This is a genomic window from Gabonia massiliensis, assembly GCF_001403595.1.
Classification (GTDB): domain Bacteria; phylum Bacteroidota; class Bacteroidia; order Bacteroidales; family Coprobacteraceae; genus Coprobacter; species Coprobacter secundus.
Map to the genome: position 1 here is coordinate 506,926 of NZ_LN877940.1, position 15,590 is coordinate 522,515.

13 protein-coding genes, 2 tRNA genes and 1 pseudogene are annotated in these 15,590 nt (G+C 38.8%); 12 read left to right on the top strand and 4 right to left on the bottom strand.

Annotation, left to right across the window (positions count from 1 at the left end; genetic code table 11):
• Positions 1–38 precede the first annotated feature (38 nt).
• The 3 genes from ribH to BN2628_RS12065 all read left to right on the top strand — a co-directional run bounded on the left by ribH (position 39) and on the right by BN2628_RS12065 (position 722).
• Positions 39–530, top strand: a complete 492-nt coding sequence (ribH, locus tag BN2628_RS12055; RefSeq protein WP_021930819.1) for a 6,7-dimethyl-8-ribityllumazine synthase — start codon at positions 39–41, stop codon at positions 528–530.
• A 29-nt stretch (positions 531–559) separates the two neighbouring features.
• A tRNA-Tyr gene (locus BN2628_RS12060) sits at positions 560–642 on the top strand.
• A 7-nt stretch (positions 643–649) separates the two neighbouring features.
• Positions 650–722, top strand: a tRNA-Gly gene (locus tag BN2628_RS12065).
• Between the two features lie 22 nt (positions 723–744).
• Here the strand turns inward: BN2628_RS12065 and BN2628_RS12070 are convergent.
• Positions 745–1,683 (bottom strand): endonuclease/exonuclease/phosphatase family protein, encoded by a 939-nt coding sequence (locus BN2628_RS12070; RefSeq protein ID WP_055097439.1) that lies wholly within the window; start codon positions 1,681–1,683, stop codon positions 745–747.
• Between the two features lie 332 nt (positions 1,684–2,015).
• Here BN2628_RS12070 and mnmA point away from each other — a divergent pair, with 332 nt between their 5' ends.
• The 7 genes and pseudogenes from mnmA to BN2628_RS12105 all read left to right on the top strand — a co-directional run bounded on the left by mnmA (position 2,016) and on the right by BN2628_RS12105 (position 10,252).
• Entirely contained in the window at positions 2,016–3,125 is a 1,110-nt protein-coding gene (mnmA, locus tag BN2628_RS12075; RefSeq protein ID WP_074024249.1) for a tRNA 2-thiouridine(34) synthase MnmA, read from the top strand.
• A 4-nt stretch (positions 3,126–3,129) separates the two neighbouring features.
• Positions 3,130–4,734: a S8 family peptidase gene (locus BN2628_RS12080; RefSeq protein ID WP_055097442.1), complete on the top strand. Its 1,605-nt coding sequence runs from the start codon at positions 3,130–3,132 to the stop codon at positions 4,732–4,734.
• A gap of 3 nt (positions 4,735–4,737) precedes the next feature.
• A pseudogene (gene xseA, locus BN2628_RS12085) lies at positions 4,738–6,059 on the top strand (exodeoxyribonuclease VII large subunit).
• A 7-nt stretch (positions 6,060–6,066) separates the two neighbouring features.
• On the top strand, positions 6,067–6,270 hold the full coding sequence (gene xseB, locus BN2628_RS12090; RefSeq protein WP_055097445.1) for an exodeoxyribonuclease VII small subunit: 204 nt from the start codon (positions 6,067–6,069) through the stop codon (positions 6,268–6,270).
• A 101-nt stretch (positions 6,271–6,371) separates the two neighbouring features.
• Complete coding sequence (gene gltX / locus BN2628_RS12095) at positions 6,372–7,892, top strand: glutamate--tRNA ligase (RefSeq protein ID WP_055097450.1); 1,521 nt, start codon at positions 6,372–6,374, stop codon at positions 7,890–7,892.
• Positions 7,889–8,977, top strand: a complete 1,089-nt coding sequence (locus BN2628_RS12100) for a hypothetical protein (RefSeq protein ID WP_021930812.1) — start codon at positions 7,889–7,891, stop codon at positions 8,975–8,977. The genes gltX and BN2628_RS12100 overlap by 4 nt, the downstream gene beginning before the upstream one ends.
• Positions 8,978–9,010: 33 nt before the next feature.
• Positions 9,011–10,252: a 3-deoxy-D-manno-octulosonic acid transferase gene (locus BN2628_RS12105; RefSeq protein ID WP_055100339.1), complete on the top strand. Its 1,242-nt coding sequence runs from the start codon at positions 9,011–9,013 to the stop codon at positions 10,250–10,252.
• Between the two features lie 131 nt (positions 10,253–10,383).
• Here the strand turns inward: BN2628_RS12105 and BN2628_RS12110 are convergent, their stop codons facing one another.
• Both BN2628_RS12110 and BN2628_RS12115 read right to left on the bottom strand, forming a co-directional pair.
• Complete coding sequence (locus BN2628_RS12110) at positions 10,384–10,560, bottom strand: hypothetical protein (RefSeq protein ID WP_021930810.1); 177 nt, start codon at positions 10,558–10,560, stop codon at positions 10,384–10,386.
• Positions 10,561–10,756: 196 nt separating this feature from the next.
• Positions 10,757–12,103, bottom strand: coding sequence for a helix-turn-helix domain-containing protein (locus BN2628_RS12115; RefSeq protein ID WP_055097454.1), 1,347 nt, complete (start codon positions 12,101–12,103; stop codon positions 10,757–10,759).
• A 258-nt stretch (positions 12,104–12,361) separates the two neighbouring features.
• Here BN2628_RS12115 and pta point away from each other — a divergent pair, with 258 nt between their 5' ends.
• Both pta and BN2628_RS12125 read left to right on the top strand, forming a co-directional pair.
• Positions 12,362–13,372 (top strand): phosphate acetyltransferase, encoded by a 1,011-nt coding sequence (gene pta / locus BN2628_RS12120; protein WP_055097459.1) that lies wholly within the window; start codon positions 12,362–12,364, stop codon positions 13,370–13,372.
• Between the two features lie 33 nt (positions 13,373–13,405).
• Entirely contained in the window at positions 13,406–14,608 is a 1,203-nt protein-coding gene (locus BN2628_RS12125; protein ID WP_021930807.1) for an acetate kinase, read from the top strand.
• Between the two features lie 67 nt (positions 14,609–14,675).
• On the opposite strand, the gene BN2628_RS12130 is transcribed toward BN2628_RS12125, so the two are convergent.
• Entirely contained in the window at positions 14,676–15,590 is a 915-nt protein-coding gene (locus BN2628_RS12130; protein ID WP_055100345.1) for a magnesium transporter CorA family protein, read from the bottom strand.

Below are 15,590 nucleotides of genomic sequence, written 5' to 3' on the forward strand. Positions count from 1 at the left end.
TATTGAGTTAAAATTAAATTATTATAGATACAATTTTTATGGCAACAGCTTATCAAAATCTGTCTTCTTATGATCCGGCTTCGGTTCCCGATGCATCGGATATGCGTGTAGCAATCGTGTGTGCAGAATGGAATGCAAATGTGACTGAAAAGCTGCTTGAAGGAGCATGTGATGCATTGGAAAAAAATGGTGTGAAAAGTGAAAATATTTTGGTCGCACGGGTTCCCGGGACATTTGAACTGACATTTGGCGCTCAACAGATGGCTGAGACATATGAGCCTGATGCCGTAATCGTGTTAGGTTGTGTTGTCCGGGGTGATACGCCACATTTTGATTATGTATGTCAGGGAGTGACGATTGGCATTACAAAATTGAATACAATGTTTGGTATTCCCTTTATATTTGGGGTGTTAACTACCGATACGATGCAACAATCTCTTGATAGAGCCGGAGGTGTTCATGGTAACAAAGGAGTCGAAGCAGCAATTACTGCAATAAAAATGCACGATTTTGTTTGCAAGTTAAAATAAAATTTCTACCTTTGCTCCGCATTTGGGACGGGCGAATACCAGAGTGGCCAAATGGGGCAGACTGTAAATCTGCTGTCTTACGACTTCGGTGGTTCGAATCCATCTTCGCCCACATTTTTGCGGGAATAGCTCAGTTGATAGAGCATTAGCCTTCCAAGCTGAGGGTCGCGGGTTTGAGTCCCGTTTCCCGCTCTGATAAGCGCACTAATAGTTGTTAGTGCGCTTTCTTTTTATTATTTTTTGCTATATCGATAAGAACTTTGACCGGATAATGGTCGGAGGGTACACGTATTTCATATTGTTTTAAAGAAACTTCTTTGGGAAAATTTCCAGATTTTAGATTTTTATTACTTTCTGCTACCGGAACGCGATATGTATCAGTCAATACACTGTATGATTTTACTTTTACAGGTGTTGTTACAAAAATATGATCTATTCGGCTTTCAGTGAATAGAGTAGGGTTGAAGTCATTAAATGTTCCGTTCGGAGCGTAACGTATGTCTGCTACTTCGTGAGAATCATTTAGTAGATTAGAGTTGTGCAGTAGTTTGTAACTGTCGCTATGCTGGTCTACATTAAAATCACCGGTGAGGATAACGATATCGTCATCGCACATTTCTTTTACCTTTTTCAATATAAGTTTGGCACTTTCTTTTCGAGCTTCTATTCCTATATGATCCATATGTAAATTGAAAAACCAAAAGTGCTTTTTGCTTTTTATTTCTTGAAATTTTCCCCATGTGCAAATCCTTGGCAAGGACGCATCCCAACCTTTATTGGGGCGGTCGGTGATTTCGGATAACCAGAAATTCCCATTTTCTAATAGTTTCAAACGACTTTTTCTGTAAAATATAGCCGCATATTCTCCTTGGGTTTTACCATCATCTCGGGCTACACCGATATAGTTGTACTCGGGTAGACCTTTTAGTAAGTCATTTAGTTGACTATTAAGAACTTCTTGGGTCCCTATGATGTCAAAAAAATTGGTACGTATCAATCCACAGATGTAGGGTAGGCGTTGGTCCCATCCGTTGCCGTTGGAGGTATCCCAGTCATTTTTGTTTCTTAGGTTGTAGCTGCCAATGGTAAGAGTCTGGGCACACAAAGAACCAGTACAATAGAGCAAAAGAAAAATTATAAATTTAGTTTTCATGATAAATAAAAATATTAGATATTTATTTCAATAGGTAGTCATAGGGTTGATTTCATTTTTTTGATAAAGTAATTTAGTCTGTTTTCTGACTTTTTTTCCGGTCTTTATCCTTGATTCTGTTTGTCGCACTGCTTATTGTTTCCTTCTCCAATTTAAGAATTATCCTTGAGAGGATTTCTCAAAATAGTTTTTATAAATTTAGAAAAAGTCCTGAAGATAAATCAAAAATAAAGAATTAATTTCATAGTGTAGGCCTGTTTTTGAAATTTCGTCGATTAGAATAAAGTTCTTACATTTGTATGGAAGGTAATGGATTATACAAAGGCGAAACAATGAATGAGAGTAAAGGTCTGGATAAGAGAGTTTTAGTGGGAATGAGCGGAGGTGTCGATAGCTCGGCAGTGTGCATGTTGCTGCAGGAGCAAGGATATGATGTTGTGGGGGTCACACTACGCATGTGGGATTTACCCAAGCATTTTCCACACTCGGGACAAATGGAGCCTGTCCATGTTTTAGAGGCGCGGACTTTGGCCGAAAAATTGGGAATAGAACATCATTCAATGGATGTCAGATCGGATTTTAGACAGACTGTCATTCAGGATTTTATCGAAGAATATATGCAGGGGCGTACTCCCAATCCTTGTGTTATGTGCAATTTATATTTTAAATGGAGGTATCTTCTTGAAGCGGCCGATCGTTATGGGTGTAAATGGGTTGCAACGGGTCATTACGCCCGTATTGGGAAGGAGAACGATATGTTTTATCTATTAAAAGGTATCGACCCGTTGAAAGATCAGTCTTATTTTCTGTGGAGATTGGGACAGAAAGAATTGTCTCGTACGTTGTTTCCTTTAGGAGAAATGAAGAAAGAAGACATAAAAAAATATGTATTGTCGAAAGGTTTCAAAGAGAAAGTCGAAAAAAAAGAAAGTATGGAGGTTTGCTTCATAGAAGATGATTATAGGGAATTTTTGAAACAGGAGGTTCCGGAATTGCCGGAAAAAGTCAATGGAGGTTTTTTTGTCGATAAGGAGGGTCGAAAAATAGGTCGTCATAAAGGTTTTCCTTTTTATACTGTCGGCCAGAGAAAGGGTTTGGAAATAGCTTTGGGACATCCGGCATATGTTATTAAAATAAATGCGCGGAAGAATACAATTCGCTTGGGGGATAAGAGTGAGCTGTTGGCGAAAGAGATGTTGGTTAGGGATGTTCTTCTTCCGATTCCGCTGTCTCCGGAAGAAGAAATATCAGTACGTATCCGTTACCGCAGTGCTGCTCTTCCTGCAACTTTGCGTTCTGTCGGAGAAGGACGGGCTATTGTCCGTTTTTGTGATGAAGCTTCGGCAGTGACCCCCGGGCAATCGGCCGTGTTTTATAGAGGAGACAGGGTATTGGGTGGAAGTATAATTGATGACCAGCGGTATTTGAAAAAGTATATATAGGTCGATGAGGTATATATGTATCATAGGTCTTCTGTTTTGTCTGGTTTTTGGTTACGGTCAGGAGCAGTATAAGTTCAGGGTTTGGCTTACTGATAAGAAAGATACGGCTTTTTCTTTGGAAAAGCCGGAAAGAATTCTTTCATCTAAGGCTTTAGCAAGAAGAGCGAGGTATGGTATTCCTATCGATTCGACAGATTTGCCTGTCAGCCGCCGGTATGTGGAACAGCTGAAAATGGCAGGATTCCCTGTGATTACACGGTCGAAGTGGCTGAATACTGTAGTTGTTTCAGTATCGGACAGTAGCCGGTTGGATGCTCTGCGGGAATTCCCTTTTGTTCGTGAAATTGAACTGGTATGGGAAAATACGGCTGTAGGAGGAGATTTTTTTGTTGATACGACGGTTCCAATCAAAAAAGAGAAAGGCATGTCGTCTCCATACGGAGCAGCTTTGTGGCAAATATCTCATCTTGAAGGAGATAGATTGCATTCTGCAGGTTTTAGAGGTAAAGGTATTACGATAGCCGTAATAGATGCGGGATTTTTGAATGTCGATAGAAATCCGGGAATTGATAAAAGCAGGATTTTGGGAACTCGTGATTTTGTGGAATCGAATTCTGATATATACAGTGTACATAATCATGGAGCTTTGGTTTTGTCGGCTATGCTTGGAGAGATTGAGAATGTTTTTTGCGGTACGGCACCGGAGGCTGATTATTGGCTTTTAAGGTCTGAGGATAGTAATTCGGAGTATCCTGTCGAAGAAGATTATTGGGCTGCTGCTGCGGAGTTTGCTGATAGCGTGGGTGTCGATGTCATTAATAGTTCGTTAGGGTATTTTGAATTTGACGATCCGTTGCTGAATCATTCTTATAAAGATTTTAACGGAGAGTCGGCGTTTATTTCTAAAGCTGCTAAAAAGGCAGTAGAGAAAGGGATGATTGTCGTTAATAGTGCCGGTAATGAGGGAAGACGTCCATGGCGTAAAATAATATTTCCTTCTGATGTGTATGGCGTATTGGCCGTAGGCGCTATAGATGGAGAAGATGTTTCCAGTGATTTTACCGGTCATGGCTATACGAAAAATGATACGGTAAAACCGGATATTGTGGCATTAGGGACACAAACGGCGCTTTTGGGAGTGGGTGGTGAAGTTGTGAAAGCAGACGGGACATCATTTTCTGCTCCGGTTGTGGCAGGATTGACCGCTTGTTTGAGACAAGCGTTACCGCATCTGTCTAACAAAGAAATTGTTGAACGGATACGAAAGAGTTCCACCTTATATAACCGACCGGATACTTTGCTGGGATATGGTCTGCCTCGTTTTTATGAAGTGTATGCTCGGGAGTCTGCCTTATTGTCTCAGGAACATCCGGGGGAAAAAATTTGTGTAGTTTCGGCTCCGGAGGAGATATTATTGTTAAGAGATTTACCGTATTCGTCTCATCCTTACACGATTGATATATATTCTGCTTATGGAGAGCAATTGCATCGCTATTTCCATGAGAGTGGAGAGCAAGTAATTCCATTGCAATCATTGCCTTCGGGATTATATTTTATTTTGGTAATGGGTGATAACTTTAGGAAAATACAAAAAATGATAAAGAAATGATATATGCCTCAGAATGAATTGTCTTTATATGAACTGAATAACTTATTACGACATGTTGTAAATAAGAGTTTTCCCGACCGTTATTGGGTACGGGCCGAATTGAGTGAGGTTAGAGAGAATTTGTCATCCGGGCATTGTTATTTGGAGTTTGTCGAGAAATCGTCTTCCGGACAGATAATAGCTAAAGCTAAGGGGATGATTTGGTCTACTACTTATCGATTGTTAAAACCCTATTTTGAGGGAGAGACAGGACAGGCTTTTTCCTCCGGAATAAAAATTTTAGTTGAAGTCAGCATGGACTTTCATGAGTTATACGGATATAGCCTTACTGTGCATGATATCGACCCGTCTTATACGTTGGGTGATATGGCTCGTCGCCGGGCCGAGATATTACGACAACTCGAGGATGAAGGCGTGCTGGATATGAATAAAGAATTGGAATGGGACATGCTACCTCAGCGTATTGCCATCATATCTTCTCCTACTGCTGCCGGTTATGGAGACTTTATGAACCAGTTACATCACAATCGGAACGGTTATTGCTTTTATACCTCCTTGTTTCATGCCATTATGCAGGGAGAGCAGGCAGAAGAATCTGTTATTGCTGCATTGGAAAGAATTTATGAATGTGCCGATTGTTTTGACGGGGTAGTCATTATTAGGGGGGGGGGAGCTACTTCGGATTTGAGTTGTTTTGACAGTTATAACTTGGCTTTACATATAACCCAGTTTCCGTTACCTGTTATTACCGGTATCGGTCATGACCGGGATGATACGGTGATAGACAGTGTTGCAAATGTCAGAGTAAAGACGCCTACTGCTGCGGCTGAATGGTTGATTGATAGGATGGAAATGGCCGATGTGCATAGGCAGAAACTTCGTGATTCGATTGTTTTATTTGCTGGGCAAAAAATGGACAATGAAAAACATAATATTCAGAATATGGCTCGATGGCTTCCTTTGCTGGCGGAGAGGATATTGGCNCAGGTAAGTGTATAGAAAATGGCAGTCGTTATCTTCAATCTTTGGCAGCTCAGTTTCCGTTGCTTTCGGAAAGGATTTTAACCGGAAAATTTGCTCAATTGGAGCGGTTGACCATTTCGTTGAAAATGCAATTGCCGAGGTATGTGAAAGATGAGCAGAACAAGTTGAGTATGATTGAAAAAACTGTCGAACTGGTTTCTCCGGAAAGATTGTTGGAAAAAGGGTATACGTTGACTTTGAAAAATGGAAAAATTGTTAAATCGACTCAAGAAGTTACTTCAGGCGATGAGCTGTGTACATACTTTGCTGATGGAAAAGTAAAATCAAAAGTAATAAAATGATATAATTATGGCAGAAAAGAAAAAACAAACCTATGCAGAGGCAATAGCTGAATTAGAAGCCATTGTTTCTAAACTTCAAAATAATGAGTGTGAAATCGATGAGTTGAAAAGTTATACTACACGTTCATTGACTTTGTTACGTTTTTGTAAAGAAAAACTTTTTGAGACGGATAAAGAGGTCAAGAAGATATTGGAGGAGCTTGGAGATTAGAGTTTTTGTATCTTTCATCCAAAGAGACTCTTTTTACCTTGCAGTGATAGTAAATCAAAAAAAAAAGTTAATTTTGTCCTGATTTTCAAAGAAAGCAGATTATGTCAGAAAGAAAAGTGAGAGTACGTTTTGCTCCGAGTCCTACGGGTCCGCTTCATATTGGTGGAGTAAGAACTGCGTTGTATAATTATTTGTTTGCCCGTCAGCATGACGGAGATATGATTTTACGTATTGAAGATACTGATTCACATCGATTTGTTCCCGGTGCAGAAGCGTATATCATAGAATCGTTAGAGTGGCTTGGCATACATTTCGATGAAGGGGTCAGCTATGGCGGTGATTACGGTCCTTATCGACAATCGGAACGGAAGCATATATATAAGCGATATGTAGACCAGCTGCTGAATGATGGCAAGGCATATATTGCATTTGATACTCCGGCAGAATTGGAAGAGAAGCGAAAAGAAATTCCTAATTTTCAATATGACGCTTCTACCCGTATGCAAATGAGAAATTCTCTTACTATGTCTGAAAAAGAGGTGGAGAAGTTAATTTCTGACGGAGAACAATATGTTGTTCGAATAAAGATAGAGCCGGGTGAAGATGTAAAAGTAAATGATTTGATTCGAGGAGAAGTTATTATCAATTCATCGATTCTTGATGATAAGGTTCTTTATAAATCATCGGATAATTTACCAACTTATCATTTGGCGAATATTGTAGATGATCATTTGATGGAGGTATCCCATGTCATAAGAGGGGAAGAGTGGCTTCCTTCGGCACCACTCCATGTTTTGTTATATAGAGCGTTGGGTTGGCAAGATACAATGCCATTCTTTGCGCACTTGCCTCTATTATTGAAACCCGATGGCAATGGAAAGTTGAGTAAAAGAGATGGTGATCGACTTGGATTCCCGGTATTCCCGTTGGAATGGAAAGACCCGAAGACAGGCGATATATCTTCAGGCTATAGAGAGTCCGGTTATTTGCCGGAGTCAGTGGTGAATTTCTTGGCTTTGTTAGGGTGGAATCCGGGGAATGACCAAGAAATTCTTTCTATGGATGAGCTTATAAAACTGTTCTCGTTGGAGCGGTGTAGCCGTAGTGGGGCAAAGTTTGACTACGAAAAAGGAAAATGGTTCAATCACAAATATATTCAAGAAAAGAGTAATGAAGAGTTAGCTGCTCTTTTTATGCCGGAATTGGCGGCAAGAGGAATAAGTGCAGAACAGGAAAAAGTAGTTCGGGTAGTTGCTGTAATGAAATCGAGAGTAAGTTTTGTGAAGGAATTATGGGACCAGAGCAGTTTCTTTTTTGTTGCGCCTGAAGTGTACGATGAAAAAACAGTGAAAAAACGCTGGAAAGAAGATAGTGCCCAATTACTGACAGAACTGGCCGGGATTCTCGAATCGATAGATAATTTTGATGACGTAGAGGCTACAGAGAGTACGGTTAAGGAATGGATTGCAGATAAAGGGTATCATTTGGGTAATATAATGAATGCTTTTCGGTTGGCTTTGGTCGGGGAGTCAAAAGGCCCTCAGATGTTTGACCTTACTGCCGTGCTTGGAAAAGAAGAAACATTGCGTCGCCTATACAAGGCAATAAAAATACTTGGATGATACATCGTTTATATATAATGCTATTTGTGCTGATGTTTTTGGTCACAAAAGTATCGGCACAGTCTTTTTTATGGGATGTCGATTTTTATGGATTTTTCGATAATCGGGAATATAAATACGATAAACAGAAATCCCAAACTTTATTTGCAACTCGGCTGTCTCCGGAAATAGGAGTTGCTGTGTCGGGTCCCAAGCAAGCCTCACATCGCCTTATGGCAGGGGTAAGTTGGATACAGCCTATTGGAGGGAAAGCAGAAGAAGGCAGAGTCGATCCTACTGTTTATTATCGGTGTGTAATGCCTCGTTTTCAAATGTCTTTTGGCCTTTTCCCCCGTACTCAATTGATAGAGCCGTTGCCTTCGTATATGCAATATGATTCTTTGACTTATTATAATCCGAATATTACCGGTGCTTTGTTTCAGTATTCGGGCAGTAGGGGATATATAGAGATGTATATTGATTGGCGTCAGATGCAGACAAAAAAGAGAAGAGAAGCATTTAATATTGTGGCGAGTGGTAAATGGCAGCCAGGGGTGTTTTTCTTGGGTGGACATATAATGATGAATCATCTGGCCCGAACAATCGCTGCAGGAGATGATCAGTCAGTGATGGATGATATGATTGTAAATCCATATATCGGTGTAGACTTTGCGAGATATACTCCTTTGTCGATATTGTCTGTAAAATGTGGTTATTTGTTGAGCATGGAGCGCCATCGAGGTCTTGGGGTGTGGCATCGTCCTCAAGGATTTCTTTGTGACATACAGGGCGAGTGGCGATGGCTCGGTTTGCATAATACGTTGTATACGGGGGAAAGTCAAATGCCGTTTTATGAGCAGTTCGGAAGTCAATTGAACCAAGGAGATCCTTTCTTCCAATCAGATTTTTATAATCGTACCGATATTTATGCTTATATATTTCACAATAGTTTTGTCAATTGTAAAGCGTCATTCAATCTTCATTTTACACCGGGAAAAATAAGCTATCAGCAACAATTAAGCGTTCGGTTTTATTTAGATAGTGAGAGGTGGAAGAATCGGAAAAATCCGGTAAATAAAAGTATAAAATTAAAAGATATATTGTAAGCCACTGTTTGGAGACTTAAACCTGTAATGAACATGAAAGTAGGATATAATTTCGGAATATTTGTTTATAAGCAATTGGTGTCATTAGCTTCATTAAAGAATAAGAAGGCAAAAAAGATGATACAAGGACATAAAGAAATATTTCGTTATTTAAGTGAAAATGCCGATCCTCAAGGAGGCTATATATGGATACATGCTTCATCTTTGGGTGAGTTTGAGCAGGGACGTCCTATTATCGAGTCTATAAAAGCTGCGATGCCGGAGAAAAAAGTATTAGTTACTTTTTTCTCTCCTTCAGGATATGAAGTTCGTAAGAACTATTCAAATGCCGATCTGATTTGCTATTTGCCCTTTGATTTGCCGGGGAATGTTCGTCGTTTTTTAGACATAGTGAAGCCTTCGCAAGCTATTTTTATTAAATATGAGTTTTGGGCCAATTATTTGAACGAATTGGCATCTCGTCATATTCCGACATATATTGTGTCGGCTATATTTAGGTCCAAACAGATATTCTTTAGACCTTATGGCGGCTATTTCAGGAAGATTTTAAAAAATTTTACTCATCTATATGTTCAGGATGAGCCTTCCCGCCTTTTATTGTCCGGTATCGGTGTTGAGCATGTTACGGTAGTTGGCGATACGCGTTTCGACAGGGTACTGGAGATTCAGGCTCATGCTAAGAAATTGCCTTTGGTAGAAACTTTTTCTCAAGGGTATATTACGATGATTGCTGGCAGTTCTTGGCCCAAAGATGAAGATGTATTTATCGAGTTTTTTAATAATACTCCGGAGCTTAAATTGATAATAGCTCCACATGAAATCAATGAGGAACACTTTAGGCATTTAACTTCTTTACTGAAACGCCCTTATGTGTTTTATACTCAAGCTAATGAGGAATCTGTAAAAAAAGCGGATTGTCTTATTATCGATTGTTTTGGGCTGTTATCATCTATTTATCGATATGGAGATATAGCTTATGTCGGCGGTGGGTTTGGAGCCGGTATACATAATGTACCGGAAGCTGCGGTTTATAGTTTACCTGTGATATTCGGCCCGAATTTTAAAAAATTTAAGGAAGCGAAAGAATTAATAGCTTGTGGCGGTGCGTTTACGGTAAAGAATAAGAGAGAGTTCGTCCCCATAGTATCGCGTTTGCTCACCGATTCTGAATATTTGAAAACAAGAGGAACTATTGCCGGTGATTATATCAAGAATAATGCCGGAGCCTCAGAGCTTATTTTACGTGATTTATATCAAATTCCGTATAAAAAATAAAACGCAAAAAACCTCAGTTCATAATGTGATGATATCCTTGGTTTTGGCGTTTTATCGCTACTTTTTTTAACCTATAAGCAAATACTTTTCTAAATCCCGGAAGAGTAGCGTTCTTCCTTTTTCGCAGAAATTTATTTTTTTGATTCTGCGATAGATTGAGCACGGAACTCTTTTAATAAAGCTGCAAGCTCTAATGATGTTTTACGAGCTCTTTGGCCTGCAGATTTGTTACCTTTTGTAACTAATGCATCTGCGTCTTTAGAAAATGAGTCCCACAGAAGGTTGATTTTTTCAACTAATTCATTCATAGCAATGTGATTTTTGTTGTGTTTTAAAATAAGGAGCGGTAACTCCTTTTATTTTCCAATAACAAAAATAAGAGATTCTTTGGTAGATATAATTCTAAAATTACAAAACAAGCGAAAATTGCAAAATGCCGATTTGTTATATAAATAATTTATAAACAATGATATATGTTGTTTTTACGATTTGATTTTTGCATTTTTACGATTTGGATTCTTCTAAATTGACCTTTTTTTGTTCTAAATATTGATTTGGAGATACTCCAGTAACGGCTAAAAAAGCTCTGTTAAATGTGGCCATAGAAGCGAACCCGGACTCAAAGGCAATTTCTTTCAAGTTGGCTAAAGTGCAGTCGGACGGTAATCGTGAGAGGATATAGTCTATTCGTAAGCTATTGAGCCATTGGTTAAAATTCATTTGTCCATATTTGTTTATACTTTTGGAAATGTAGGAACGGTTGGTACAAAGCTCCATGCTCAGTTCTTCAAGAGAATAAGAAGGTATCTTGAACAATTTTTTTCTTTTCATGATATCTTGTATCTGATTGAAGAGAATTTCTTCATGATTTGTTGTATTTTCCTTTTGTATATTACTGTTGGAGGTAGAAACTCGTTTCGGTATTTGGGAAATGAGTTTATGTAAAAATGTATCTATCCAAGAACGATTAAAAAATCCTATACATATCAAAGTGATAATTAGAAAAATAGAGCTTATTGTTGCTCCGGAAATTTCATGGAAATGTTTGCTTTTATTATATTTTCTGAATTTGAGGATAGAATATTCGGATATTAGTTCATTCAGGATAGAATCTTTCGTCAGATTGATTTCCTTATATATTTCATTTGCTTTTTCGTAGTTTTCCCATTTTTCGAATATAGAAGCTTTATAATAAAGAGCGGGTATATATATCGAAGACTTTTGACTTTTTTGTATTATTGAGTCTGTTACGGCTAAAGCCTTGTCGTATTTGTCCGATGAAAAATAATAGCGGGCAAAGGTTTCCAATTTGGGTATATCCAAGGCTGGATTGTTATGTGTGTCAAACCTTTTCAAATAAAGTCTTGCGATATGGTTTTGTTTGTTTCCGATATAAATATTTGCATATAATAAGTTGAGCCATTCTTTTAAGAAAGACTTCACTCGGGGGAATTTTTCAGAAATAGAGTCTAAATCGTTTTCTATTTTATTGCACAAAGCAAGTGCATGTGTCCGGTCGTTTCTGTCAAGAAATAAATAGGTCATGTATAAATTGAATGCAATAGCGTTCATGTCCGGATCAGAAAAGTAAATATAATCGGTATAGAACAGAGTTCTGGGGCATTCGATAATATTTTTTTGTTTTTGTATTTTACAAATGATACTTTGCAGGTGAGGAGGCATTATCCTGAGTTTTATAATAGAATCAGTCTGAAGGAATGATACAGGATGGTTATTTCCATAAATAGATACGTGTCTGAATTTTATTTTTTCTCTTGCATAAGCGTGAGTAAAAATAAAAGACAAAATAATGTATATTATAAAGGTATGTTTGAGGCTCTGTATATTCATACTTATTGTCTTATCATAAAATACAAATATAATAATTAAGAATAGATAATAATTGCTTATTTTAAGGAAGAAAAGACTTTAGGTGGGCTTTTTACCGATAAATGTAAAACTTATAATGTGTCGAAAGTCTTTTTGTTGATTTTGATAACCAGAGATTGGAATTTTTATTAAAAATTGCTATCTCTATATTGCATTTATTTGTATTTTTGTACCGCGAATCGGAGAGTTTGTAAAGTGTAACAAAATATTTCCTTAGTTATGGATTTGATAAATCAGATTATTGCGCGTGCAAAAGCAGACAGGCAGCGCATTGTCCTCCCGGAAGGAACGGAGGAACGTACATTAAAGGCTGCAGATCGTGTTATTGCAGATGCTGTAGCTGATGTGATATTGATTGGTAACCGTGCCGAGATTATGGCTTTGGCTGAAAAAAATGGCTTGAATAATATTGGCAAGGCTGTAATTGTGGACCCGAAAAACCACGAGAAAAAGGAAGAGTACGCAAATTTGTTGTTCGAATTGCGTAAGAAAAAAGGTATGACTGTGGAGCAGGCTGCAAAAACAGTTGAGGATCCTTTATTCTTGGCGTGTTTAATGATTAAGAGTGGAGATGCGGATGGCGAAGTAGCCGGAGCAATGAATACGACGGGCAATGTGTTGCGTGCTGCATTCCAGATTGTGAAGACCGCTCCGGGTGTGAGTGTTGTTTCAGGAGCATTCTTGATGTTTGTCCCTAATAAGGAATATGGAGAGAACGGTATCATGGTATTTGCTGATTGTGCAGTGCTTCCGAATCCGAATGCGGAAGAATTGGCTCAAATTGCTGTTTCTACCGGCCATACTACTCGTACGATTGCAGGTTTTGAACCTCGTATTGCAATGTTGAGTTTCTCGACTAAAGGTAGTGCAAAACATGAAATGGTAGATAAAGTAGTAGAAGCAACCCGCATTGCTAAAGAAATGGATCCTTCTTTGCAAATCGAGGGAGAGTTGCAGGCTGATGCTGCTATTGTTCCTTCGGTGGGAGAGAGCAAAGCTCCGGGAAGTTCTATTGCCGGCCATGCCAATGTATTGGTGTTCCCGTCTCTTGAGACTGGTAATATCTCGTACAAACTTGTTCAACGTTTAGGTGGAGCAGAAGCCATTGGCCCTATTTTGCAGGGTATTGCTGCTCCGGTAAATGACCTTTCGCGAGGATGTTCTGTGGATGATATATATAAGATGATTGCTATTACCGCCAACCAAGCTATCGGAATTAAAAGTAAATAGTGAATTGCATTTTAAATAATAAAAAGATAAGACATGAAAGTTTTAGTATTGAACTGCGGTTCATCGTCCATTAAATATAAATTATTTGATACCGATACGAAGGCTGTTTTAGCTCAGGGTGGAGTTGAAAAAATCGGTTTGAAAGGGGCTTTCTTAAAGCTTACTTTACCTGATGGGGAGAAAGTGATTCTGGAAAAAGATATTCCAGAACATACCGTTGGCATAGATTTCATATTGAATACATTGACCAGTGAAAAGTATGGCTGCATAAAATCTTTGGAAGAAATCGATGCTGTCGGCCATCGCGTCGTGCATGGAGGAGAGAAATTCAACCAGTCGGTATTGATAACCAAGGAGGTAAAAGATAAGATTGTCGAATGTATCGATATTGCTCCGTTACATAATCCGGCCAACTTGAAGGGTATAGACGCAGTAGAGGCTATTTTGCCGAATGTACCGCAAGTTGCCGTATTTGATACGGCTTTTCACCAGACTATGCCTAAACACGCTTATATGTATGGTATCCCGTATGAAATGTATGAAAAGTATGCAATACGCCGTTATGGATTCCATGGTACCAGCCATCGCTATGTGTCGCGTCGTGCTTGTGAATTTTTGGGGGTATCGTATGAGTCACAGCGTATTATAACTTGCCATGTGGGAAATGGTGGTTCTATTACAGCGATTAAAGATGGTAAGTCGATAGATACGTCAATGGGATTGACTCCTGTTGAGGGCTTATTAATGGGAACTCGTTCGGGCGATATAGATGCCGGAGCCCTTTCTTTTATAATGGAAAAGGAACATTTAGATGCAGCAGGATTATCGACATTTGTAAATAAAAAATGTGGAGTTCTTGGTGTATCGGGAGTATCTTCGGATATGAGAGAAATAGAATCGGCCATTGCTGCGGGAAATGAACGGGCACGTCTGGCTTTGTCTATGTATGACTATCGTATTCGTAAATATATCGGAGCATATGCAGCAGCTTTAGGTGGGGTCGATATTATAGTATTTACCGGAGGAGTGGGTGAGAACCAGACTCTGACCCGTGAAGTTGCCTGCCAAGGTCTTGAATTTATGGGAGTGAAGATCGATGCGGAGGTCAATAAAACTGTAAGAGGAACTGAAGCAGTAATAAGTTCTGCCGACTCAAAAGTGAAAGTTGTTGTTATTCCTACTGATGAAGAATATATGATAGCATCCGACACACAGGAGATTCTCTTAAACCGTTAATTATAAAAACTACGTATGAAAAAAGACCGGTTTTTCTTTTAGGAATCCGGCCTTTTTTGTTTATATTTCACAGCCATTTTCTGTATCGGCATAGCAGTACTCCGCATGAGGAAATAAGTAGAGATGTAATGACGATTATCGTCAGCCCGAACGGATTATCTTGTAAAGCGTTGGGGACATTCATCCCATAAAAACTTGCAATCAATGTAGGAATCATTAGGATAATAGATATAAGTGTAAGCTGTTTCATTATATTATTCATATTGTTCCCTATTACAGAGGCATAAGCATCCATCATTCCGGAAAGTATATCGCTATATACGTTGGTCGTTTCGAGAGCCTGTTTCATCTCAATTTCTACATCTTCTAATAAATCAGAATCTATTCCCGGCTTACCTTTGATGCGGGACAACAATATGGAATTACCTTTGAGAGAGGTGATGAAAAATACAAAACACTTTTCTATTTGTAGCAACGCTTGGAGTTCTTGGTTCCGTACCGATTTTTCAAGTTCTTTTTCGCAGGACTTGATGCATATATTTATTTGTTTGAGATATTTCAGGTACCATACGGAAGAGGAAAGCAAGAGCTTGAGAAGAAGGTCATATTTCCCGCTGAATCCTATATTTTTGCGATTACTGTAAGAGATAAAATCAGATAACATCTCGGATTTGTAATAGCAAACGGTGACTATAATATCGCCTTTCAGGATGATGCCTAATGGCACGGTAATAAACGGAAGCTTCTCATCGTTGCTACGTACCGGTATGCGTATAATGATAATCTGCCAATCATCTTCATTTTCGATGCGTGGACGTTCGTCGACATCTTCTATATCCTTTAAAAAAGAGAGAGGGACCTTTAGCTCCTGTGTCAGATATTGGATTTCGGCCGAAGTCGGTTCTTCTATATTAATCCAGCAATTGGGTATCCGTTCTTTTACAAATATAAGTCCGTTTGTTCCCATGATGTAATTTTTCAT

Coding starts and splice junctions, on each gene's coding strand:
- BN2628_RS12115 (WP_055097454.1), bottom strand. CDS start 12,103: ATGAATATACAGAGCCTCAAACATACCTTTATAATATACATTATTTTG.
- BN2628_RS12125 (WP_021930807.1), top strand. CDS start 13,406: ATGAAAGTTTTAGTATTGAACTGCGGTTCATCGTCCATTAAATATAAA.
- xseB (WP_055097445.1), top strand. CDS start 6,067: ATGGCAGAAAAGAAAAAACAAACCTATGCAGAGGCAATAGCTGAATTA.
- pta (WP_055097459.1), top strand. CDS start 12,362: ATGGATTTGATAAATCAGATTATTGCGCGTGCAAAAGCAGACAGGCAG.
- BN2628_RS12110 (WP_021930810.1), bottom strand. CDS start 10,560: ATGAATGAATTAGTTGAAAAAATCAACCTTCTGTGGGACTCATTTTCT.
- BN2628_RS12080 (WP_055097442.1), top strand. CDS start 3,130: ATGAGGTATATATGTATCATAGGTCTTCTGTTTTGTCTGGTTTTTGGT.
- BN2628_RS12100 (WP_021930812.1), top strand. CDS start 7,889: ATGATACATCGTTTATATATAATGCTATTTGTGCTGATGTTTTTGGTC.
- ribH (WP_021930819.1), top strand. CDS start 39: ATGGCAACAGCTTATCAAAATCTGTCTTCTTATGATCCGGCTTCGGTT.
- BN2628_RS12070 (WP_055097439.1), bottom strand. CDS start 1,683: ATGAAAACTAAATTTATAATTTTTCTTTTGCTCTATTGTACTGGTTCT.
- BN2628_RS12105 (WP_055100339.1), top strand. CDS start 9,011: ATGAAAGTAGGATATAATTTCGGAATATTTGTTTATAAGCAATTGGTG.
- gltX (WP_055097450.1), top strand. CDS start 6,372: ATGTCAGAAAGAAAAGTGAGAGTACGTTTTGCTCCGAGTCCTACGGGT.
- mnmA (WP_074024249.1), top strand. CDS start 2,016: ATGAATGAGAGTAAAGGTCTGGATAAGAGAGTTTTAGTGGGAATGAGC.
- BN2628_RS12130 (WP_055100345.1), bottom strand. CDS start 15,590: ATGAAAAATTACATCATGGGAACAAACGGACTTATATTTGTAAAAGAA.